Origin of the sequence: Halorubrum sp. CBA1229, from assembly GCF_003721435.2 — an archaeon.
GTDB lineage: Archaea > Halobacteriota > Halobacteria > Halobacteriales > Haloferacaceae > Halorubrum.
On the sequence record NZ_CP054586.1, the window covers coordinates 17,534 to 39,777 of the forward strand.

Genomic DNA, 22,244 nt, shown 5'->3' on the forward strand with positions numbered 1-22,244 from the left:
CGAGGCTCCGACAGACACCTCCGAGTGTCGCGTCAGTCGCCCTGGGAGCGGATCTCGGTAGCCCGCTGTTTGAGTCGGCGGAGGATCTGGACCCGTTGCTGATTCGCGTTCTCGTAGGCGACGCAGGCTCGCAGCGTCTCCATGTCGTTGATCGTCACGATACCGGCGTTGATGAGTCGCGTGCTTGGTGGGTCGAGCCGTTGCTCCGGTGTGAGACCATCTGGTTCTGCAGCTTGGTCTGACGAGTCACTCACGTATGTTCGCCTCCGCCTTTTCAAGGCGGCAACAAACCGCTCTAACTCGCTTTCCGTCTTCCGTAGCTACGGGAACGGATTCGCAGCTACCGGTACTGCTGCTGTCGCGGTGACCGCTGTCTCACTTCTGTTGTCGCTTGAGAAACTCGAGGAGGATCTCGATGTCCTCAGCCGATGCCGACGATTGGCCGAACAAGCTCTTGAATCGGTGATCGAGTCCGCCCTCTTCGATGAACGCTTGTGCGTCACTGAGCTGTTCCCGAAGGGCATCAGCATCGCCGCGATGCAGATGTGTCTCGACTAGATCTAAGTCGATCGAGGGGATCGCAGCAAGGACATCTGCGAGATCCGTTTTCCGGCCACTATGGAGCTTGGCGGCAACGAGCACTTCCCCATCAGCGGCTCGTGCAGTCGTCGACCGAGTCCCGCCTGAAATCGTCGTCGGGGAGCTGTGCGTGCATAGATAGTCGAACGACCACTCTGCTTCGGTTTGTCGACACCCAAGTCCGTTCACGAGAATGTCCACACCGACCGGATGGGGCAGTCCTTCGGTTCGTTCGAAGCAGTCGATTTCCCGGTTGTAGATTGTCTCTTCTGCTGGGACTTCGAACTCGGTTGTCCGTTCGAAGCCATGTTGTTCCAGAAACGCCACGACGTCCTTGTAGTCATCTGGTGCAATGACGAGGTCGAGGTCGGTCGAGAACCGCGTCTCGAACTGACTGATCGCGTATCCACCAACGAGGACGAATCCAATGTTTGACTGCTCCAGTTCATCGAGGACTTGGATGAGCGCGTCACTGCGGTCTTCCTGGCTCATGCTCAGGCGGGCTCTCGGCGATAATTCGCATCGGTGTCGACGTCGTCGTACATTCGGCCGAGCATGTCGAGGGCAGACTGAAAGGTTGCGTAGTACTCGTTCGCGAATGCCACGGTTTCCTGAAGCGGAATGACAGGCCGTCCGTCGACCATCTCGGCATCGATCTGTGGCCGGGGCTCGAGGACAACCTGAATGGCGCAATCAAGGTCTTCAGCGGGCTGGCGTTCTTCCGCAGTCGGGATTCCGAACCGATCGAAGAATGTCTCCCAGGCGTCGACGTCCTGCTCGCGAACAGCGATGAACAGGGGATAATCCTCCGGGTCGCGAGCGACTTGGTAGCCGCCCTGGGTCCAGACGTATACTGCATCGATGGATGTGAATGCATAGTCCAGGCCGGCGAACTGCGGGATGACGTACGCCTCCGAGATGGATGGTGGTGAGATGTCTGCTGCCGTCGTCAGGAACTCGAGACCGGCGTCTCGGAGCGTCTGATCGACGAGCTGGAGGCCATCATCGTACGCGACGTATCCCGCTTCTTCGATGCGGTTCATGACGCGCCGAATCGTCTCTCGGTTCTCGTCGATCTTTCGCGCGACGCCGGAGATGGAATCGCCTTGGTCAAGCGCGAGGATGACCTTGAGTTCCTTCTCACCGCATACTTCGTACATCCTATGGTTACACAATTCTGTGCAACACCTAAAAGAATTACTCTTCGTGTGGGGCTGCTGGCTGGATCTGGCGAGCGTCCTCAGCGAGATCGTGAATGTACTCCCGGAGGATTTCCATGTCCTCGCGGGCATCTTCGAGCGTCTTGCCTTTCGCTTTGGCCACGATTTTGTCCTGATCGCGGGTGCCAGTGCCGCGAGTGAGCTTCACGGTGAGTGAGACGCCGACGTCGCTTCGCTCGACGTACTCGGTTGGTGCCTGTCGCTCAGTGTTCTCCGTCGATTCGGCGGACATGTGCGACTGCTGAGTGGGTTCTGCCATGGATTGCTCTCTAGAATGGATTTCAGGCGGACAGCGCAACCGGTTCGTCGGCGAGCTCGCGACGGGCTGCGTCGATCTCGCGTCCAGTGAGCCGCCAGCACCCATCGGGTCCTGTACACTCTAGCTGGCTCACGACGTCTGTCTTGAATTCCATGTATTCAGCGAGGGCGACGTCCTCGTCGTCGGTGTAATCGAGCAGGAGTGCAAGCGCGAGTTGGGCCGGTCCACTGCCACAATACCCAACCTCGAATCCGCTTGGACTGTGATTTACTAGTTCAAGACTTCGCTCCGGTGTCAGCTGTTCTTCGCCGGGTCGTTTCTCGACGATAACGCGGCCTTGACGACGGTAACCGACGTAGACGACATCGGAATTATCCGAGATCCGTGACTGTTCGTGCGAGTGTGGGTTGCTTATTCCACTCATCGGTTGGTCCGCGGAGGCTCCTTCGAACACCCCCCGCACCCCTCGGGGGGCGACAAACAACAACTGCGGACGAAGTACCAGTTCACCGGCGTCGAACCGTCTCGCCGTCGCGCTCGAGAATCTGCTTGGTGACCAGTCGGTCAATTGCGTCATCGACGGCATTTTCCTGGTGGTCCGACAGCGCCCGCACATTCGCGAGGACGCGCTCTCGGATCGTGTCGACGTCGTCGATCCCATCGTCCACTGCTCCAAGAACGGTGTATTCGATTTCGAATTCTGTCGCAAATTCTTCGATACGGGCGGTGAACGTGTTTGGGAGTCCCGAGAGGGAGTTCACCGCCATCTCGATTGCGAACAGCGGATGCGAGCGGTCGCGGATCTGCTGTGCTTCAGTCGCGCCGGTGTTGAACGGTCGCTGCTCGTTGATCTCGTTCAGAATCACCTCGTAGTTTACCCCTCGCTGGGCGTACGTCCGTATATCCTCGATGTCGCGTCGCCGGCCACTTGCTAGGTCACCACCGGAAACCGCTTTGAGCAAGAACATATCCTCATCGGAGAGGACGAATGCTGTCGCGTGGGTCCCGACCCAGAACTCCGCGGCCCGGTCGTGCATCCGGTCGGTGATCCAGACTTTTCCGACGATCTGCCGTTCGAAGAGATCGATCCGAAACCCGCGATCTTCGTGATGTAGTTCGACGGTTTTTCCGACGCCCTCGAACGACTCCGTCGGTTCATCGACAACCGTGAATCCCTGCGACGTGAGCGTCTGGTGGACGTGCTCGAACTCGGACACCACACCCACTGCGAGATCGATATCTTCGGTCTGGTCTTTCAATCCCCGCACTGTCATCGCAGATCCGCCGAGGAGATACACCGTCACGGACTCCGAGAGCCAACTGTCGAACTCCTCGAGGAACGCTTTGATCGCCTCGCCACCCTTGAATACAGTCATACGACTCCGTACTGCTCTTTGAGCGCCATAAATTCTGATTCACTTGGAAGGACGACAGGGAGCTCGTCCGCGTCCTCAACCCCTTCCTGCAGTGCCTGGTACATCGCAGCGATCGTGGATTCCAGATCGTACCACGCTGCAGTGTCTGTGAGCGTCTCTTGGTCGATGTCCAACTTTTCGATCAACAGCATTGCATAGCTAACGCGACGGGAGCCGCTATCGAGAACGAGCGTGTGACACACTACGTCGGCGGGCGTGAGTTCCTCGTCGGGTGCATACCAGAACGCGGGTTCGCCCGCGAGGAAGAACTGTAGCCCGTATTCCTCGAATCGACCGAGTCCAGTAACCTGCCACTCAGGGGCGTCCAGGAGCGTGTCCGCATCCTCGGTGGTCTGCACGCGGACGAGTGCGCGTTTCGGGTCGCACCACTCGACGGTTGCACTCGGCGCGAGCTCCCGGGCTCGTGTTCGGTGCTCGTGGGTCACGACGGCCTGCGCGAACGCCAGCAGCGGTGCGAGGTCCTCGCTCACCGCATACTCGGGGCCGGACGGGGACAGCATCACCCGATGTTTGAGCGGCGACAGCGCCTTATGAACGCCTTGTCGAGTAATCTCGAGTCGCTCTGCAATCTCGGATACTCGGCGGGGCTCGTCGAGAAACCAGCACACCTGGAGGGTAGCAGGCGAGAGGAGGTCGGCCCATTCAACGTGGCTGAGTTCCGACTGCAACGTCCGGTATGCTTCAATGACCGGGTGGTCCGCGACACGGACTTGCCGCTGGTTGTTGGGCCCGCGGCGTTCGACCAAGAGCCCCGCGTCCAGCAAGTCATCGAGCACCTCGTAGATGTGTGCCTGTGAATACCCGGTTTCCGTTGCGAGGTCTACTGGCGTCGCCTCGCGACCGGTACTCAGCGCGTCAATCACGGCGAGTCCGGCCTTTGAAATCATCTGTGTATACCCTAACACCCACTCGTATAAATACGCTTCTGGATTTAGGTTGACGAACTAGCTATCCAGTAACCAGGTTTGTGAGTGCATCCTCGAGCGACCCGTGGAACTGCCAGCTCGCCCGCTCGAAGGCCTCGTCGGTCGGACCGTCCCAGCGGGGGAACGCGGAGTGACCGCTCACTTTGACGGTCCACTCGGTCGGCTCGTCGAACGGGTTCTCTGTCGGGAGTTCCACGACGTAGAGGTATTCCTCGTCGCCGTGGATGCCGTCGGCCGGATTCTCGACGCCGTGGCCCAGCAGGAACAGCGGCTGGTCCAAGTGCTCCATATTGGACGGCTCAAGGAGATCCGCTGGCTGAGCCGCGTCGATCGTTCGCTCTGGGTCGCCATCCAGATAGAGGTCGACCGTCGAGAGCTTGTCGAGGAACACGAACGTCGCCGCCGTGTAGCCCGGTCCCCGCTCTGCGCGGGTCGCATCGAGAAGCTCTTTCAGCTGTACGAGCTCCCGGAGGACGCTCCCCGGGTAGCCGTCCGAATGCCGGTACACCTGCGCGACGCGGTCGGCGCTGCCATCTGTCTCACCGGTCTGTTCGACTCGTTGGACGAATCGGAGTTGGCTCCGTGTCGACATCGGTACTCGCCGGCGCGTGTGCGCCGGCACCCATCGCCGGCGCTGAAACAACACCACACAGTCGTAGCGGGATTGCAATCCGCTACGCGAGATGTGACACCTCGTCTGGTTCCTCCATGTCGTCGAATTCACCACGCTCGACCGGCTCCCAATCCTCCCCAGGTGCTGGACTCCACCAGTCGGTTTTGTAGGCCCCCGGTGCACCGAGGATTTTCACCCGTGCCGAGCCGTCAGGCAGGTCGCGACGGAGCTTCTCGTCGACGTGGAGGTTCCACGTCGAGTGGGTGTCGAAGCAGGCGAGGACGGCCTCCTCGTAGCCGCGTGTCTCCCGTGACTCTTGCAGTTTGACCTGCGTATTGCAATTCTTGCAGAACACCCCCTCAAAGGGAATGTGACTGAATACCTCGTGCCCGCAGACGGGGCACCAGAGGAACTCGAACAGTGCTTCGCTGTGACGGTCGATGCCTTCCAGACTCATCTGTGGATCTGGCCCGATTGAGACGGGCCACCCATCCCGGCCCAAAATAAACGTCACCGCAGATACGTTCCAATCAATCAGCGCTCGGCGCCGTACACGATTCTCGAGGATGCTTCGTACCCACAGCTCCGACACTCGAACCAGCGCTGAACCTTCGCGCCGTCAGCCGTTTTTCCACCGATTGCCACGTCGCTGTTCGGACACTCGGGACACCTCAGTTCGGGCGCTGGCCGGTCACGGAGCTCGTCACGGAACGATTTCGCGTCCTTCGTCTCGTACCCCCGTGACCACACTGGGTAGCCGTCGACGAGGATTGCGCCACGCCACTTGTAGCGGTACGAATCTGGTGCTCGGTGTAAGACCGCCCGAGCGCCGGTCTCGGTATTCCGGTATGCGAGTGTGGGCGTGCGGCTCTCGCGCTTCCAATTTGTGATTCGACCCATCTGTTAGAAGTGGACGTCGGCGGGCACGATCCAGAGCTCCTCGCTCTCCTCCAGCACTCGATCCAGCTGCTCACGGTGACGGATCCCGTTCGCATATTCGTTGTACAGGAAGATCGTTGGCCCGTCGTAGGCGCCGACCTGGTGGAAGGCGTGCCGAGCGAGATCTTCGTCGCGCATGATCTCCTCATCGGAAAGTTCGTCAAGTGCTTCCCTCACCCGGTCGAGGTTGCGCTCGAACTCCTCTTTCGTCGCCTCCCAGCCACGCTCAAGCAGGTCTTGGCCGTCATCGGAGTCGACGGGGGCTGCAGTCGGCAACTCATCCCAGCGGGCCTTCCCCGCAACGGACGTGTCTTCCTCATCGAAAGTCACGTGGTAGTCGAAGACGGCGCCGGCATGTGGGTCGGCGCCGACTAGGCGGTTGAACACCGTCTTTCCGGTGGCCAGTGCGTCGTCGTGGGTCGATTCTTCTACCAGAGCGTAAATCACCATGTGCATCTCGAACACCTCGAAGCGCCGACGCACCGGGAGTCGTTGCTCGCTCCTGCTGCGCCGGCACCCATCGCCGGCGCTCGAAAAACCCATCTCGAACTACGTGCGTTTCAGAATTTTCCGCACGCTCAACGGATGGACTGCTCCCAGATTGCTACCTTTGTTTTGGCTGTTAAATCCCTATGAACGGTGGTCTAAGTCAGAAATCCTCAATCTGATATTTCTCATTCAGCGCTGAACGATCCGATAACGCTGAATCTGTCACCGTCACAATCACCTGATACTCCGGCAATTCTTCTGGCAACGCCAATACAAAGTTTGTAATATCGGGTGCATTTCCTGTGTCCGGGATATCGAAATATGGAGAGTCAAATATGAACATCCGGATTGGCAGCGTGTTCGACTGCTCTGCCAGCTGCTTCAAGACGGCCGTATGGAACAGTAAGGCCAGAATCTTCCCCTCGTTCGAGTACTCGTTATGCCGATCGGACGGGACATCATTCCCGTCCTCGATCACGACGGTGAAATCGTAGCCCCCCTGTGGATTGAACACAACATTCTGGGCATCGGCAAACCGACCGTGTTCGAAGTAGGAGAGAAGGTCATTCATTTCCTCCCGTAAGTTGTTCTTGAGATCAGTTCGCTCTTCCTCAATATGCCGACGAACGATCCGCTCGAAAGTTTGCAACGCTTGTCGTTTCTCCACCTTCTCACGGCGGCGTTCGTACGCCCCTTCTAAATCTTCAATACGTTCAGTAGTGTCGTCAAGTTCGTCCTCCTTGGCATTGATCTCCACTTGGACCGATGTCGCATCCCGCTCCAGCGAAGATATTTGTGTTTCCAATTCATCCCGTCGGTCGATTAACTGGGTGACATCGCTCTCCGCGATCTGTGATTCTATCGTTTCCAGCTGTTCCTGATGATCTTGGATCCGTGACTCAAGAAGATCTAGTTCCCCCTCGAGTTTTCGTTCCCGGGATCGCAGCTCGGTCAGTTGCTCTTCCACCTCTTCGCGTTCCATGGCCGATTCACGTACGTCCCGCTCGGTGGCCGTTTCAATCCTCTTGTCTGGGACCTCCTTACGACACAGCGGACAATCTCCATCATTCAACAGCCGGCGGCGTTGCGAATCATCGACATCGTTTGTACAGATTGGGCACCGTTCCGGGATGCTCATCATCTCCTGCAGGTCCTGAGCTGTTGAATGAACCTCTTCCCCCATCTCCATCTCCTCATATCGCTCGATACTCAGCCGGGTTTCCCGCAAATCACCGCGTGTCTCCCGTTTTTCGGACTCCAAGTTGTTTATTTGCCGTTGCAGCCGCAGCTTCTCTGACTCCAGCTGTTCCAGCTCATTATCCTGTTCTAGCGTTTCATTGATAGAGCGAAGTTCCGCTCGACGATCCGCTAATTTTGTTTCAATCTCCTTCTTGTTCTCCTGCAATTCGGCCAGCCGTTCCGCCAATTTCTTCTCTCGGCTCTGGGCGATTTTAAGCTCTTCTGCGGCTGTTTCTTCTTCTTCGGTCAGCTCATACTTCTCAGATCGCCGTTTCTTGCTCTGGTTGATCGCAGCGGCTAGGTTAATGCCGAACAGAAGGTCAATGAAATCCTCTTTGTCCTGCCAGCGGAGGAACTTCTTGTACTCTGGCGCCATCAAGCAGAACAATGAGAAAATGTTGTACCGACCAAACTCCCGGGATTCAACCGGCCAGATACCGAACGCCTCGGAAACATCCTGCTGTGTGTTCCGGGCTTGGAAGGGGATGTCATCCTCCGACGATGGATCTGTATTCAGCTTTGGCCGATCGTCACCTGAATACCCGCGGCCGTCCCGGTTTAAAAGCCGTTGAACCAAATAGTGGTTCGTATCGACCGACCAATTCCCGGTTGTTTCTAGCGAATCCTGCTCGGACTGGATCGGATCGGTCAGTGTAATTCGTTGTTTTTCCTGACGGCCGAACAGGTTAAACCGAATTGCCTCAAGGATCGCAGTCTTTCCCTGATCATTTGGGCCGTAGAGAGCTGTATCAGTGTCATCTAGCCGGACCACCCGGTCATCCAGATTTCGGAACTGTTGCGCTCGAATCCGCCGTATCGTTACCCTATCAACGGGAAACTCCGGTTCGTGGTAGTTCGCTTCGAGCAGCTGGCGGCACTCGTCAATCTGATCCGGCTCCATGTCCTCTGCCTCCAACGCCTCAATGATACTCACAATGATCTCCTCACGCTCAGGCATGTGCGAACTCCCCCGTTAACTCGTCTAAGAACTCGATTTCGTTCGCTTTGAATTTTCTCCGCGGGCCGACGAGGAGTTCTGCTCCAGTGGAGGCCTTCTGGAGACGGTCCCCCTCACTAATATATTGAACAAAGTCATCATGCGTCATGTGGGCGATTTCGTCGATTACCGTTTGCTGGGCATAGTTCCAAGATGAGAGCATCATACTATCGGCGTGTTCGATCCGGTCGTAGAACTCGTTCACCATGATTTCGCCCGCAGGCGCTAATTCGACACCATAGCGGCGTTCGTGTTCTCCGACCTCCCCCGTCCCCTTCTGACCGATAACAGGTTCCTCAATTAGTTGCCAGGCGAACAAGCGGTTCTTATCTTCGTAGACGTCGGACGAGAAGGGGCCGGAGCTACGTTTCGTGAAGCGGTAACGGTATCCAGTACGGTCAAGCATTCCGAGATCGCCTTCTAATTCTCCGATGGCAGCGTAGTCATCTTGTTGCGCGATCCTACGGTTCACGAGGTAGACCAGCTTCTGTAGGCGGTACCGCGATTCAATCATTCCAGTGTCGGACCGGTCGCCGTAATCCTTCACCAGCTTCAGTAGCATTGCGAAGTCAATGAGCTCGTCAATCCGGAACCGGAGCTCGTTCCACGTTTTCACCAATTCGTCGCTGGCGACCGTCCCGTCGTGGAATGCAGCCAGTTGCTCCTCCGAGAGCCCGAAACTGCTGAGGGTTGAGATGACGCGGTCGTCCGAGAACACCTCTCGATTCAGGAACGAGTAGTACTCCTCTCCGAATTCCTCAAACTCGCTCCTAGTCGCCATGGCCTCGCCGTAGACTTCGGTGATGGTCCGGACGTATTCCTGCCGTTGCTCGGGATCCAATTCGAACCGGTCAACTGCGCGTTCGAGGACTTTCCATTCGTTCGGCATCAGGGCACCCCCAATTCATCACAAACCTCGTTGTTCCACTCGATCACCTTTTTCGTCCCACCTGAACAGGCCGGATTCGCCGTGTTCAGGTGGCCCAGCGCGTACGCCACGAGGTATTCCTTTGATGGAGCGACGGAAACTCGCGGATAGCGAGATCCAACCGTTTCCGCCTTGTCAGATCCGTTGACGCAGAGAATAATCTCGCCTTCATTTGGGTAACTCCGCGTCTCAAGATAGTGCTTGAGATGAGGATACGGTTCGTTTTCAAGGCATTCCTGCCAATGGATGATCCAGACGCTGTTCTGAATCAATTTGTCTCGGTCTACAAGGTTGTCTAGTGAGTGGAAGTATTCCTGGATCAGGAGCTTGTCGCCGTGGATTCCGTCCCGGATCTCCTGCACGATGTCGGTGAAGTCTTGGCCGTAGCAGCCGCCGCTCTTGGTGAGAATCAGTAGATTTTCTTCGTGCGGGACGGCATCTTGTGGCGAGTTATACCGGGTAATCATTTCTGTTCTCCAGCGATAATCCGGAGCCTTCGTTGGATCGATTCCAGTTTTTGATGCTCCTGCTCCAAACGTTCATTCTTGTTCTCTCCTTGTCCTTTGATAATGGTTTCCTTCGACAGTTCACTGTGCGTCTCAAAATCGTCTCTCCATGCCTCGAAATCACGTCGTAGCTGTCTCCCGTGAACCGTCTTTGCGTTCGATAACAGTTCTGATAAATCGTTCATCCGATCAGTGAATTCATCATATGCGTCTTGCTTGGCGTGGCTACGATCGTCCTCGTTGACCCATGCGAGGGAGTCTTGCCACGCTGTGACTGTCCCAGTGATAGTCTCGCGGTCGGGTTGTTTGTCAACGACCCGTGCGTGGTACCCGACGGCGAGTAAGGCGGCGAATAGGGTAGTGAGCATTACGGAGAAGACGTAATCCAGACGGTCGATACCAGTTCTACCGGTTGTGGCGAGAATGAGGAGGAGGTAGCCAAATGTGATGACAACGCCTGATGCGGCGATGTAGCCAAGGATGGAAATGGTGAGGCGACGTACTTGTTGGAGTGGTGGGGAAAAGGTGCGTTTCCTCATTTTGGCTGTGAACATGATGAGGATGCCAAGGAAGATGACAGAAGTAGCGGCGTAGACGCCAATGAAGAAATTGGGGTTTGATATTTGGAGGAGGAGGGAGCTGGAGAACTGGAAGGTAAGAAAGACGGAGGCGAATTCAAGGAGAAGAACTTGAAGGAACAGATGGATCCCGTGACCGAATGTTATGTGATCGATGAGGCGTTGGATTGTCCGCTGAGCCTCCATATGGATTCCATGGATGCACCTGGCATATAAAAAAGTGGACCTGCCCCAGAGTTTCCTTTCTCAGGCCTCCTCCACTCGTTCGACTGTGATGGTTAGATCGCCCGACGCGTAGTCGGCCTCGAAGTCGACGGTGAACGCATCCGAGTCGTACGCGGCGTGGTAGGCACGGTGCCGTTCGAGTGACTCCGTCGCCTTGAAGTGGAAGAACGCAGCTGAGGTGTAGGGCTTGCTCTGGGTCTCGACCTGCGTCTCGACAGAGGCCGGGAGCGCGATTTGTGGTGTGTCCGTGTCGATACTCGCAGCGAACGCCTTCGCTTCCTCGACGGTCGCCTGCGAATGTGCGGGCGTCTCGCCGGTTAGCACGTTTACCGGCGTCTCGGTATCGTTGGTGAACAGGACATCGTGGAAGGTGCGTGTCCCGAGGACTGCGTCGGGGCCTAACTCGCAATCGTGGAATGGATCGTCGTCTGGATTCTCGGGCATCAAATCACGAGCCCACAGTGGGGGCTCAGTCCTTTCTGCCCCAGACAAACCACAACTTGTCTCGATGTAGCGGAGGTAAGTCCCGAAAGAAGAGCGTCCTGCCCGCACTTCCCGCCGCAGAATCAGGCGTCGATGATTCGATCGGGCTCGATTCGTGACAACCGCATCGCGTTCCCGGTGACGCCGAGGCTCATCCCCATATCACCGACAACGACTGCCAGCGCAACGCTGACCAGGCCCAGCGGCACGCCCAGCGCGAGCAGGAGCTTCACGCCGAGGCTCGCCCAGATGTTCTGCCGGATCACGCCGTTGGCCGTATGCGACAGGTCGTACAAGTACGGGAGCTTCTCGATGTCGTCGCCCATCAACGCAATATCGGCCGTCTCGAGGGCGGTGTCGGTGCCCGCCGCGCCCATCGCGATGCCGACCTCCGCAGTGGCGAGCGCGGGCGCGTCATTGATGCCGTCGCCGACCATCGCGACCTCCCCGTACTCCGCCTGTAACTCCTCGACAGCGTCGACCTTCTCGTCGGGCAGGAGTTCGGCGCGATACTCATCGACACCGACCTGCTCGGCGATGGCGCGGGCGGTGCCCTCGTTGTCACCGGTCAGCATCACTACGCGCTCGACGCCCAGCTCGTGCAGGCGTTCGACGGCACGCTTCGAGGCCGGGCGTACCTCGTCGGCGATGGCGATCGCACCCAGCAGTTCCGACTCCGTCCCGACGATAACGACCGTCTTGCCCTCCCGCTCCAGTGCGGCGAGCGCGTCCTCGGCGAACGCTCCGTTGTCGGCCTCGGCCGCCTCTTCCGCCACGACGCCGCCGTCCGTCTCGCGGCGTGCTCGAGCGAGGTCGAAGCCCAGCTCCTCGAAGAGCGCGGGCTTGCCCGCATAGTACGTCTCGCCGTCGATTTCGCCCCGGATGCCCTTCCCCGTGAGGCTCTCGAAGCCAGTCGAGTCGGGCAGGTCGCCCACGCCCGCCTCCTCAGCGCGGGCGAGAATCGCCGTAGCGATGGGATGCTCACTGCGCCGCTCCAGCCCGGCGGCGCGACGGAGCAGATCGGCCTCCGTGGTGTCGCCGACCGGGACGACATCGGTGACGGCGAGTTCGCCCTTCGTGAGCGTCCCCGTCTTGTCGAGCGCGACGGCATCGACTTCGCCCATCGCTTCGAGGTAGTTGCCGCCCTTGATCAGGACGCCGTTCTTCGCGGCGCTGGTGATGCCCGACACCACCGAGACGGGTGTGGAGATGACGAACGCACAGGGGCAGGCGATTACCAGCAGGGTGAGCCCGCGGATGAACCAGGTCTGCCAGTCGCCGGCGAAAGTGAACCCGTACCCGGCCACGTCCACCGAGATGGGGTCGGCGATAACCAGCGGCGGGATAGCGGCGGTCAGGATTGCCAGCACGACGACGAGGGGTGTGTAGTAGCCGGAGAAGCGGTCGACGAACTGCTCAGACTCGGTCTTCTTCGCCTGTGCGCCCTGTACCATCTCGATGATGCGCGAGAGCGTCGAATCGCCAGCGGTCGAGGTGACCTCTACCTCGAGGTACCCCTCTTCGCTGATCGCGCCGGCGTAGACCTCGTCGCCGGCAGTCTTGTCGACGGGGACGCTCTCGCCCGTGATCGGCGACTGGTCGACTGCACTCTCGCCGTCGATGACCGTTCCGTCGAGCGGAATCTTGTCGCCGGGGCGGACGACGACGGTCTCGCCAACGTCGACCTCCTCGGCGGGAACGGTCACTTCCTCACCATCGCGAAGGACGGTCGCCTCGTCGGGCGAGAGTTCCATCAGCTCGCGCAGGGAGTCCCGTGCCCTGTCCATCGCGTAGTCCTCGAGCAGCTCGGCGATGCTGAATAGGACGGCCAGCGTGGCGGCCTCGACGAAGTAGCCGATACCGGTCGCCGCGATGATCGCCGTCCCCATCAGCAGGTCGATGTCGAGGCTTCGGTTCTTCGCGGAGTAGTACCCGCTACGGACGACGGGGATGCCGCTGGCGGCGACGGCGCCGAGGAACAGGACATCTGCGATGTGGAGCGGGTACTCGAGGACGCTCGCCACCGTGACGTTCTGTCCGGTGAGGAGGAACTCGAAGAGGAGGCCGAGCGTGACGAACGCCGCGCCGAGCCACGTCTTCTTCGCGCGAGGACTCGTCCAGACCTCCGATGGTGGCGCGATGTCGACGCCATCGGTCGCCTGGTTGTCCTCATCATCGCCCTCGGCGTCCGAGCCTCCGACGACCTCGTAGCCGGCGCCTTCAATCGCCTTGATTACGTCGGCTTCGCTAGTCCGATCAGGGTCGTACGTGACGTTGGCCGTGCCGGTGGTCGGCTGGAGCGTGGCGTCAGTAATGCCGTCGACACGCTGGAGGCTCTTGTCCACCTTTTGGGCGCAAGAGGGACAGTCCATCTCGGGAACGGCGAGGCGGGCGGTCAGCTCACGTCGCTGTCCGCCGCCGCTCGTTCCTCCTGCTGCGTCCGGATTCTCTGTCATCACGTCACGGTAGGAGCGGGAGTTCGATATGTCTTTGTTGGAATATTCCAACTGCGGCCCTCAGTACGATGCCAGCTGTTCTTCCGTGACCCGCTCCCCGGCGACATGTTGCTTCGCCAAATGTTCTTCCGCCCGACGGAGTCGGTAGGTGAGTGTTGACCGCGGCACGTCGAGATGCTCGGCGAGCTTGCCGACGTCAACCTCGCGGGGCGACTCGTAATAGCCGTGTTCGACGGCGGCCTGGAGAGCAGCCTCTTGGGCTGGAGGCAATCCACTCGGTGTTCCGTCGCTTCCCCTAGCTGATGTTGTGTCCGCTGTGCGGAGCATCTCCATCTGGGCGCACTCCCCGACGGCGACTTTGAGAGCGTCGAAGAACGCCGCCACGTCGCCATCGCCGGAGTGGATGAGTCGCCACGTGTAGTGGCGGCCCTCGTGACGAGTCTCGAACAGCACGCCGTCGCCGAGGTGGTCGCGAGCGATGTGGGGGACTGAGGCGCAGGTCGGAGTGCGCTCCCAATCTGAGTAGAGGATGAGCGCGTCGTCCGTGCGGTCGAGGACGCGGGTGGTCTGTGTGGCGCCGCAATCCTCAGTCGCCAGACAGTCGGCGTAGTAGTCGCCGGTGAGAAAGGCGTCCTCGATAGCGTCGAGCGCCTCAGGAGTTCCGGTAGCATGGTCGACCCGCCAGAGACGTTCGGCAGTGGCGTGCAGCGAGAGCGAGCGGACGCGGGCGTCGGAGTGGTCGGCGAGAGCGTCAGCCACCCGGTTACAGCCCGGCTCGTATTCGAGTGCGAAGATGAGTTCGCGCATATCCTGTGTACGGCCTCCTACGACATAACCCATGGTCCGGGGTGATGTCTACTGGCGGGTATCAGATCACGTCGTCCGGGTCGTGGACCTCCTGCATTCGCTGCGCTTCGGCCGCGTATTGTTCCTGGAGGTCTGGGTCATCGACCATGCCAAGATTGTCGAGTTCAGCATCGACTGCTGCCGTCGTATCTCGGACATCGGTAAATGAGGTTAGCGCCCGCTCCTTCCGATAGTACTGTTCGCCATCGGGCGTTGCGTAGGTGAGGATGATCAGGTTCTGTTCGTCATCGGAGTACGTCCGTTCGACAAGCCAAACACGAACGTCATCTTCAGACTGATTTGACATACTTGGACGTCCCCCGATATCCACTAAGGGATTGGTGTTACGACTTGCCGAGACTCGCTGTCTCGAAGGGTGATTCTCCGGTCGGAATGAGCAGCTCCTGTCGGTCTCCGACCCGCTCAGCGAGCTTCCGTTTCAGATACTGTCTCGCCGTTGACGGCGTGAAGACGCCCTTGTCGAGCATGTCGCCAACGACGTCTTTCAGTGCCCGGAACTGTCCCTTCAGATGGCCGTCGCCGACCGGCTTGCCGTCGTACCAACGCACCGTCGCGAGCGCGCCGTTCCCGACGGTCTCTCCCTGTTCGACCGTCTCCGAGTCGTACTGGAGCCCGAACCACAGCGTCCGATAGGCGGTCACCTCGAACGTCGTCGACACCACGTAAAACGCCTCATGGTGGAGGTAGTCGAGATGGTCAGCGATAATCTCCTCGAGCGTGAGCCCGGTGGCGCGAGGCTTCGGCTCGACGACCGTCGACGGTCGGTCTTCGCCGGCGAGGTAGCCGTCGACGGCATCTGCCTCGAGGCCATCGGCTAACTCCGCCAGCAGCTGTTTCGCCCACTTGGAGTCGGTGTCTTCGCCACCGAACGGCGACTCAGCCGAGATTCGGTGCTTGAGCTTCAGATTTGATGCACCCCAATGAGAGTAATGGAGCGTGTACTGTCCGTCGGTTCGTTCGTACGCAACAAGTGCGCGGTGGCCCATTGAACAATCACCTCGCAGAACGATCCACGACTGGATCGCCCCGCACCCCTCCCGGGGGACGAACAACGCTACTCGTCGATCGGGTCGGGGGAACTGAGGTCCGCGTACAGCACCTCACCGTCGCGGACGACGTACCGTTTCGCCAGCACGGGAAATCGGCATTTGGTAAATCCGGCTGTCTGGATGTCGAATTCTTCGTCCGGTTCGAGATACTCCGCGAGCGACCGGAGGAACTCGTGGGTGACGATGCCACCGTCGTAGTCAGGAAGCCCGTTCTCACGGGCCTCGTACACTTCGAAGCTATCGTAGCCCCAGATGATCAGTTCGCCGTCGTCGTCCACCTCCCAGTTGAGCGTCCCGAAGCAGTGGTTCTCACAGAGCTGGCGGACGGCCTGTGGGTCTGTTACGAGCGCGCCGGTCGATGTCGTTGCGGCTTGGAGAGTTGCCATCGGTTGTTCTCGGGAGCTGTCTCGCGCCCCCGCACCCCTTCAGGGGGCGAGCAACTGCTCACGCTGTGACGGCCACATGACGTTGCGCTGCCGATGCATCGAGCTGTCAGGATTCTCTGTTGACGTCACCGTCCCTCGTCGTATTCGGTTGGGTGAGAACATCCACCTGCTCGAGGAGCGTCGTCGCGGTGCTAATTCGCTCTTGATCAGCGGGCTCCAATTGGTCGCTGTCGATACTGGTGAGGCTACTGAGCGCGCGGTGGAGTCGATAGCCGGGGGTGTCTCGTGGGTCCATGTGTGCGCCTCCGCCAATTTCCGGCGCGAAAAAACACCGGCGGGCAGTCAGCGGGGCAGTCTGGGAGTGATCACGAACTGACCTCTAGTTAACCAACAGAACGAGTCGATATCAGGTCCGTTGGTTAAACTGACTCCGCCTCTATTGATCGGCTTCTGGTTCGGGTCCATAGCGAGGTGTCCCGCACCGCTGACACTCCCACATGGGCTGCCCGGTCCACTCATCATCGGGGACAGCCTCGAATTCGCGGAATCGATGCTTAGTCTCCCGATCACATTCCCGACACTCGAGGTGAGTCCTGTTTGGGCGCTCGCGTCGTGGCTGTTCGGTATCGGTCTTGTCAACGGATTCCTGGAGCGCAATCGCTGGCACCAGCCAGAAGTCGTCGTCTGCGTCCTCACGAAGGCTTGCAAGCCCCTCTTCGGTGCGAACCGCGCTCCCAGTTTCGTCGTAGAGAAACGTCGCGTGCTCGCCGTCGTGACAGGACTGCGTCGTCTCTGTCCACGCCGTCCGCTCACGAGCAACCGCGAGCAGCTGATTACCACATTCAGACGTGACCCGTGTCGCCGAGGGGAGCGAGGGCCACTGATCGACAAGCTGTGGGGCCGGTTCCTCGTCGAGATCGTAGATTAGCTTGCAGTCATCGACTACTGGGTCATCGTCTGCCTTCACGAGGAGGGTAGCCGCAGCAGATCCCTTCCCGACGGCGCCGTAGAACGTCGACGCCTCGACGAGCAGCTGGATGACGTGGATGAGAGTCCGTTCGGCAGTCGATGTGTCCTGATCATCGGCTGCTTCGAGATGGTTCGTGAGACAAAACCGGCACTTCGACTGGCCAGCGGGGATCGACGCTCCACAGGAAGCGCACTCGGTCGCATCTGCTGTCGGGCCGTCTGGATAGCCCGCGTCGACGCCACCGGAGCGCTGCCGCCGGGGCTCACCACTACTACTGGCGAGTTGATCGTCGGGAACGTGGGTCGCTTCGCCGAGCGGTCGGAGGGCTTCGTAGTCGGCGTACTGGTCGGTCATAGAGTGATCTGGCCGTATCATGCTTCGTCTTCGGGTTTAAACAATGGCTCTCACATCAATCAGCCTACAGACATACAACCGAAAATCAGCAGTGTGGGCCTTAGACAGCCAGTTCGTCCAGCGCGTCGCGGTGGGTCCGCACGGTGACCACTGAGACGTTCGCAACGTCAGCGATGTCCGACTGGGTGAGCCACCGCCCGTCTTCGCGTCCGGCTTTGTACAGACAGGCTGCGGCGAACCCGGATGGCCGAACCCCCGTGGTTGCTCCGGTCGATTCGGATGCTTCCGCCAGCTGCCGAGCCCGCTGCCGGATTTGATCGGAGACGTCGAGCTCCGACGCCAACCGCGGGACGAACGCACTGGGCGTCACGGGTTGGGCTGGTAGGCCGAGTTCTGTATTCAGCGTCGTGTATGCGTTCGTCACCCGCGATTGCTCGACGCGCGCCGACTCGGTGATGTCGTCGAGCGTTCGTGGTCGCCCGTTACACCGACACGCTCCGTAGACACTCGCGGCGGCCATCGCCTCAATCGACCGGCCCTGCAGGAGTTCCTCGTTCTGAGCGCTGCGGAAGAGCTGGCAGGCCTGGTCACGGATCGTCTCGGATAGTTCGAGCGTACTACTGATCCGGCGGACTTCACTAAGCCCGTGTGCGAGGTTGCGTTCAGCTTTCGACTGAAACCGCCCACGGGTCTGTTCACGGCGCATCCGGAACAGCCGGCGTCGCTTCTGTTCGGAGAGGCTGTTCCCGTTCGCATCGGCCCCGCGACCGATCTCCGTTGACAACCCTCGATCGTGTCGTGCTGCCGTCAACGGAGCGCCCGTGCGCTCTCGTTCGTCGTCGAACCCTCGCCACTCTGGCCCGTGGTCGATCCGCTGCTCGTCGACGACGAGTCCACAGTCCTCGCAGACGGTTTCAACCGCGTTGGTTGTAACTTGCCCGTTACACTCGGGACACTGCGTAGCATTCGAGTCGGTCTGGACGTCTTCGTCGAACGTCGTTTCGTAGATCTCTCTGGTTGCCATGGATACTCACGAGGGGACTCACGCGGATCGCGTCTCTCGGAGTGCCCCTCACCCATCAGGGGGCACATACACACCACACGGAACAGCGCTGACACTGATGGGCCGCGGTGGCGAAAGCCCGGCCGCGAAACGGCGCGTGAGCGCCGTGAGCAGCCCGGACCGTGGAGGTGGTGGGAGGTGGCGGTGACCGCGTACACACCAGCAAAAAAGGGGTGCGCCGACCGGCTATTCCCACCACCGACCGCGCTCAGGGAACATAATGGTGGTCCACCCAGTGACAGCCAGTGAGACGCGCCCCTCGTACCAGTTCCGGGCTACCTTGTGAATACGCACCTGCTCGCCCTCTTCAATCCACGGCGCATCTGATTTCTCCCAGATCGTCACCTTCGTTTTTCCACTGTCGTCTGCGATCAGCCCGACTTGAGCGATGGCCGGCGAGTCTGCATCCCAGAGTACTTCCACTCGACCCTCGATGCTCACCTCTTTGCGATTGACGTCCTCGAGCTTCCCAATGGGGATCACCGTCCCAGGCGCCGTCTGCAACTCCTCGAACACCCCGACGACTGCACTCGTTAGGTCTTTCCCACCGACGACGGCTTCACCCAACCGCCGGCCAATCGCTGCTCGCGACCAGCCATCCAGCTTCTCCGCCAGTCGCATCGACTGCTTGTTCACCGCCGCCAACTGCTCCTGCGTGAGCTCTGCACGAGGATCGTCTCGCTCCGGCTCAGCCATCGGACTCACGCTCGCTGCCCGCTTCTGGAACTTCACACGCCGCTCAGCGCTTCGCTTCGCTGCGATGTCTCGCGTCCGCTTCGCACGCCCCTCCTGCTGACTGAGTTCTGCCTGGGCACTGATGTGTTCCAACTCGGCCTCTCGTGCCTTGATGCGCTCTTCCTGTTCGAGGGTCTTCCCGAACATGTGATCCGGGCCTTCCTCGACCCGCGCGTCTGGATGGTTGGAATCGACTTTCGCCTGGACTTCCATGTCGACCGTCGCCCGGAACTCCGGGGTCTCGTCGACGACCTCGAATCCGTCCTCGTCGACCTCGACGTCATCGTGTTTCTCGAAAGCCTGTTCATCGACCGAAACCTCATTACCGAAGACGTTCTTACTTGACATTGGAGTACCTAGCTCCGAAGGCGCTCAGCGCCCGACACCGCGATGCCTCAACATCGCGGATTTCCTCGACGATAACGACCGACAGAACCATCTGCGCGCTCTCGCTCGCGCCTTCGCGAGCGCCCTACCGGGCGCGAGCGAGAGCGCGCCCGAGGAGGCCACTCAACCAGCACCGCGCGCCGACCCGCCCGGAGCGAGCGGCCAGCGGGATATGCCCGCTCGTGTCCGGCCCGATGTGCGGGTCCGTGTCCAGGGCGACTGTCGCCGAGAACGCGCGCCGCGGTGTGGCGCGCGACAGCGCAGGCGGCACCAAGCGCTGGAACGCGAAAGCCCGCAAGGGGCGCAACCGACGGGGATACCCGCTGGCGCCGAGGGCACATCCATTTTAGCCCGGAACGGGCGCGGGCGGTGCGGAGAGCGCCCGCACGCCCGGAATGGTCGGTCGCGAGCGACGCGGAGGGCGGCAGCGGCGAGCGGGGCGGGCCGGTACGAACACACCTGTCCAGCCGGCTACGTCGCTCGGCCAGCCATCCACCGTCCTGGCGGACTCAGAAAGGGCGAGGCCGTCTCGGTCACCGGGAGAGCCTGCTCTCCCGAGCTAACGGGCGGCGCGCCGCCCGTGAACGGCCGAGGGCCTTCATCGTGTTGCTCACCCAGCAACTTCAGCTGAGTCAGTCATACTTGTTGCGAGATAGCGAAGTTATTTAAATATCGGTTCGTATCTATGCAACAGATGCTTACCGAAGGCGAGGTTCGCGCGCTTACCGTCCTTCACGGTGAGCAGACAGTCTCCGAATTTGCGACCCAGCTGGACCGCAGTCTCAGCTACACGTCTGAACTTGTCGATCGTCTCGAAGCGACCGGACTCGTCGAGACGCGTCGACAAGGGAAAACAAAGCAGATCCGGCCATCGGACGCGAAAGCACTCGAACTCCTCGCAGACATCACCCAAGAGTATTCGCACATCGACTGGCCTGAACTGTTGTCGGGTGCGACGCTCCGCGTTCTCTACTATCTTGAAACACCGCGGGTCGTAATGGAGCTCGCGCGCCGGGCCAACATTCACAGAAGTACCGTCTATCGCGCCCTCGATCCACTTCAGCATCGAGGGATCATCTACGAAACTGACGAGGATGCATATGTGCTGAACGAGGGATTCGAACAACTGAGTACGCTTGCTCGGGAACTCGTTCATCACGACCATCGCCAGACCGTCGAACAACACACCGACACCTACACGATTCTCTGGGAGTCACTCGACGAGTTCCTCGTCCAGACCGCAGATGAGATTACCGCCGAGGACTTCCTTTCGACGGGGCCAGAGCGTTTCCAGACCTACGACCTGCCCCTTCTGGCCCGCGACCGTCGGTACTATTTCCATTCAGAGACGATGAATGATCTCTCGCCGGCGATGCTGTGCTGTCATATGCTCGTAATCGATTCGGGCGCACGTACCCAGTCATACTGTCTGCTCCTGCTCAGCCACGTTGACGTCGACCGTGACGAACTGCGTGACCAGGCCACAAAGTACGGCGTCGACGATCTCGTCGAGGACTTGCTCACGTATCTCGACACGAGTGGCGAGGAGCGGGCATCTCGACTTCCCGAGTGGGAAGAGTTCCAAGAATTGGCTGCGGACTACGGGGTGTCAGCATGAGGGCGCGATTCGACAGTTCGTACATTCGGTCGGAACTCGAGCGCATCGGCGAGCAGCTAGACGACCCACTCACTGTCTTCTTGATCGGCGGTGGGGCAATGGCGTTCCAGGATCTCAAGACCACTACCAAGGATATCGATCTCATCGTCGCATCCGGTGATGACCTCGGGCAGCTCCAAGCAGTACTGCTCGAACTTGGTTACGATATCGTTCGGGAACCGGACGAAGAATACGAAGCGCTCGGTGCTCAGCGAATCCTCGAGAACGATGATGGGTGTCGAATCGACATCTTTCACCAGCAGGTAATCGATAAACTGGTTCTTTCTGACGGGATTCGGAAGCGTAGCGAGCGGTACCTCAACCCCAGCAACTTGGTGGTCGAACTCGTGAGCCCAGAGGACATCTTCCTATTCAAGGCGGTCGCCGGACGGGTGGACGATATCGAAGATATGTTTTCGCTGCTGCAGACTGACCTCGATTTCGACGTCGTCGAAGCAGAACTCGCCGCGCAGATCGACCTCTTGGATCAAGAGCTATTCGTAACATACGTGAACGAGGCGTTGGCCGATCTCACCGAGCAACACAACGTGAGGACACCCCTGCATGAGCCGGTCGCGGAGATTACAGAGCGCGTATACGAGGAACTCGAAGTGCTTCACGCCCTCGACGAACCGAAATCTATGCCTGCCCTCCAGCAGGAACTCGATTACACCACGGTTGAATTACAGGATATCGTGAGTCGTCTCGAGGAGAAAGACGCAGTCAAGGAAACCGCTGATCGCATCGAGCGTCTTTCGACGACGATCTGACGGCGAGGGATACCGGAATCTATGGCGTAATGCCAAGCGGTGCGGCTTATTGGATACTTTCCCTATCCATGGATAGGGAGACTCCCCATTAGTCGCGGTCAAGCGCGACGTCGACTTCGTCAACGAGGTCCTC

The 22,244-nt window shown here is 59.6% G+C and carries 27 protein-coding genes; 2 read left to right on the plus strand and 25 right to left on the minus strand.

Going from position 1 to position 22,244, the window contains the following annotated elements; translation table 11 throughout:
- Positions 1 to 32: 32 nt before the first annotated feature.
- From Hrr1229_RS16270 to Hrr1229_RS16385, 25 genes are all read right to left on the minus strand, one after another.
- Positions 33 to 254 (minus strand): hypothetical protein, encoded by a 222-nt coding sequence (locus tag Hrr1229_RS16270; RefSeq protein ID WP_058365829.1) that lies wholly within the window; start codon positions 252 to 254, stop codon positions 33 to 35.
- Between the two features lie 121 nt (positions 255 to 375).
- A complete protein-coding gene (locus Hrr1229_RS16275; RefSeq protein ID WP_058365828.1) occupies positions 376 to 1,071 on the minus strand; it encodes a nucleotidyltransferase family protein in 696 nt (231 codons plus the stop codon).
- 2 nt (positions 1,072 to 1,073) lie between these two features.
- Positions 1,074 to 1,739 carry a helix-turn-helix domain-containing protein gene (locus tag Hrr1229_RS16280; RefSeq protein WP_058365827.1) on the minus strand — a complete coding sequence of 222 codons (666 nt, stop codon included), beginning with the start codon at positions 1,737 to 1,739 and terminating at the stop codon, positions 1,074 to 1,076.
- A 37-nt stretch (positions 1,740 to 1,776) separates the two neighbouring features.
- Positions 1,777 to 2,058: a hypothetical protein gene (locus Hrr1229_RS16285; protein WP_123115072.1), complete on the minus strand. Its 282-nt coding sequence runs from the start codon at positions 2,056 to 2,058 to the stop codon at positions 1,777 to 1,779.
- Positions 2,059 to 2,080: 22 nt separating this feature from the next.
- Entirely contained in the window at positions 2,081 to 2,482 is a 402-nt protein-coding gene (locus tag Hrr1229_RS16290) for a DUF6166 domain-containing protein (RefSeq protein WP_123115219.1), read from the minus strand.
- A gap of 82 nt (positions 2,483 to 2,564) precedes the next feature.
- Positions 2,565 to 3,434, minus strand: coding sequence for a hypothetical protein (locus Hrr1229_RS16295; RefSeq protein WP_123115073.1), 870 nt, complete (start codon positions 3,432 to 3,434; stop codon positions 2,565 to 2,567).
- Positions 3,431 to 4,381 carry a winged helix DNA-binding protein gene (locus Hrr1229_RS16300; RefSeq protein WP_123115074.1) on the minus strand — a complete coding sequence of 317 codons (951 nt, stop codon included), beginning with the start codon at positions 4,379 to 4,381 and terminating at the stop codon, positions 3,431 to 3,433. Before Hrr1229_RS16300 ends, Hrr1229_RS16295 begins: the two co-directional genes overlap by 4 nt.
- A gap of 61 nt (positions 4,382 to 4,442) precedes the next feature.
- On the minus strand, positions 4,443 to 5,012 hold the full coding sequence (locus Hrr1229_RS16305) for a hypothetical protein (RefSeq protein ID WP_123115075.1): 570 nt from the start codon (positions 5,010 to 5,012) through the stop codon (positions 4,443 to 4,445).
- Between the two features lie 82 nt (positions 5,013 to 5,094).
- Positions 5,095 to 5,490: a hypothetical protein gene (locus tag Hrr1229_RS16310; protein WP_123115076.1), complete on the minus strand. Its 396-nt coding sequence runs from the start codon at positions 5,488 to 5,490 to the stop codon at positions 5,095 to 5,097.
- A 77-nt stretch (positions 5,491 to 5,567) separates the two neighbouring features.
- Complete coding sequence (locus tag Hrr1229_RS16315; protein WP_123115077.1) at positions 5,568 to 5,933, minus strand: hypothetical protein; 366 nt, start codon at positions 5,931 to 5,933, stop codon at positions 5,568 to 5,570.
- A 3-nt stretch (positions 5,934 to 5,936) separates the two neighbouring features.
- Positions 5,937 to 6,428 (minus strand): hypothetical protein, encoded by a 492-nt coding sequence (locus tag Hrr1229_RS16320; RefSeq protein ID WP_123115220.1) that lies wholly within the window; start codon positions 6,426 to 6,428, stop codon positions 5,937 to 5,939.
- A gap of 193 nt (positions 6,429 to 6,621) precedes the next feature.
- Positions 6,622 to 8,658 (minus strand): AAA family ATPase, encoded by a 2,037-nt coding sequence (locus tag Hrr1229_RS16325; RefSeq protein WP_123115078.1) that lies wholly within the window; start codon positions 8,656 to 8,658, stop codon positions 6,622 to 6,624.
- Positions 8,651 to 9,586: a hypothetical protein gene (locus Hrr1229_RS16330; RefSeq protein WP_121513365.1), complete on the minus strand. Its 936-nt coding sequence runs from the start codon at positions 9,584 to 9,586 to the stop codon at positions 8,651 to 8,653. The genes Hrr1229_RS16325 and Hrr1229_RS16330 overlap by 8 nt, the downstream gene beginning before the upstream one ends.
- On the minus strand, positions 9,586 to 10,092 hold the full coding sequence (locus Hrr1229_RS16335; RefSeq protein ID WP_042661777.1) for a hypothetical protein: 507 nt from the start codon (positions 10,090 to 10,092) through the stop codon (positions 9,586 to 9,588). Before Hrr1229_RS16335 ends, Hrr1229_RS16330 begins: the two co-directional genes overlap by 1 nt.
- The gene (locus Hrr1229_RS16340) at positions 10,089 to 10,895 is read right to left on the minus strand and encodes a hypothetical protein (protein ID WP_123115079.1); all 807 of its coding nucleotides are present in this window, start codon (positions 10,893 to 10,895) and stop codon (positions 10,089 to 10,091) included. The genes Hrr1229_RS16335 and Hrr1229_RS16340 overlap by 4 nt, the downstream gene beginning before the upstream one ends.
- Before the next feature lie 60 nt (positions 10,896 to 10,955).
- Positions 10,956 to 11,378 (minus strand): hypothetical protein, encoded by a 423-nt coding sequence (locus Hrr1229_RS16345; RefSeq protein ID WP_123115080.1) that lies wholly within the window; start codon positions 11,376 to 11,378, stop codon positions 10,956 to 10,958.
- A 122-nt stretch (positions 11,379 to 11,500) separates the two neighbouring features.
- Positions 11,501 to 13,873, minus strand: coding sequence for a cation-translocating P-type ATPase (locus Hrr1229_RS16350; protein WP_176329436.1), 2,373 nt, complete (start codon positions 13,871 to 13,873; stop codon positions 11,501 to 11,503).
- A gap of 60 nt (positions 13,874 to 13,933) precedes the next feature.
- Positions 13,934 to 14,680 carry a helix-turn-helix domain-containing protein gene (locus tag Hrr1229_RS16355; protein ID WP_123115081.1) on the minus strand — a complete coding sequence of 249 codons (747 nt, stop codon included), beginning with the start codon at positions 14,678 to 14,680 and terminating at the stop codon, positions 13,934 to 13,936.
- A gap of 61 nt (positions 14,681 to 14,741) precedes the next feature.
- A complete protein-coding gene (locus Hrr1229_RS16360) occupies positions 14,742 to 15,026 on the minus strand; it encodes a hypothetical protein (RefSeq protein ID WP_123115082.1) in 285 nt (94 codons plus the stop codon).
- A gap of 37 nt (positions 15,027 to 15,063) precedes the next feature.
- Positions 15,064 to 15,726, minus strand: coding sequence for a DUF6735 family protein (locus Hrr1229_RS16365; protein ID WP_058366986.1), 663 nt, complete (start codon positions 15,724 to 15,726; stop codon positions 15,064 to 15,066).
- A gap of 68 nt (positions 15,727 to 15,794) precedes the next feature.
- Complete coding sequence (locus Hrr1229_RS16370) at positions 15,795 to 16,175, minus strand: hypothetical protein (protein WP_058366987.1); 381 nt, start codon at positions 16,173 to 16,175, stop codon at positions 15,795 to 15,797.
- Positions 16,176 to 16,281: 106 nt separating this feature from the next.
- Positions 16,282 to 16,470, minus strand: coding sequence for a hypothetical protein (locus Hrr1229_RS18290; RefSeq protein WP_049983731.1), 189 nt, complete (start codon positions 16,468 to 16,470; stop codon positions 16,282 to 16,284).
- A gap of 141 nt (positions 16,471 to 16,611) precedes the next feature.
- A complete protein-coding gene (locus tag Hrr1229_RS16375; RefSeq protein WP_123115222.1) occupies positions 16,612 to 17,499 on the minus strand; it encodes a hypothetical protein in 888 nt (295 codons plus the stop codon).
- A 100-nt stretch (positions 17,500 to 17,599) separates the two neighbouring features.
- A complete protein-coding gene (locus Hrr1229_RS16380) occupies positions 17,600 to 18,523 on the minus strand; it encodes a transcription initiation factor IIB family protein (protein ID WP_123115083.1) in 924 nt (307 codons plus the stop codon).
- Between the two features lie 225 nt (positions 18,524 to 18,748).
- Positions 18,749 to 19,645 carry a DNA-binding protein gene (locus Hrr1229_RS16385; RefSeq protein ID WP_123115084.1) on the minus strand — a complete coding sequence of 299 codons (897 nt, stop codon included), beginning with the start codon at positions 19,643 to 19,645 and terminating at the stop codon, positions 18,749 to 18,751.
- Positions 19,646 to 20,378: 733 nt separating this feature from the next.
- Between Hrr1229_RS16385 and Hrr1229_RS16390 the strand changes: the two genes are divergently transcribed.
- Together Hrr1229_RS16390 and Hrr1229_RS16395 are read left to right on the plus strand one after the other, a co-directional pair.
- Positions 20,379 to 21,302: a winged helix-turn-helix domain-containing protein gene (locus tag Hrr1229_RS16390; protein WP_123115085.1), complete on the plus strand. Its 924-nt coding sequence runs from the start codon at positions 20,379 to 20,381 to the stop codon at positions 21,300 to 21,302.
- Positions 21,299 to 22,111 carry a DUF6036 family nucleotidyltransferase gene (locus Hrr1229_RS16395; protein ID WP_049983727.1) on the plus strand — a complete coding sequence of 271 codons (813 nt, stop codon included), beginning with the start codon at positions 21,299 to 21,301 and terminating at the stop codon, positions 22,109 to 22,111. Before Hrr1229_RS16390 ends, Hrr1229_RS16395 begins: the two co-directional genes overlap by 4 nt.
- Positions 22,112 to 22,244: the final 133 nt, after the last annotated feature.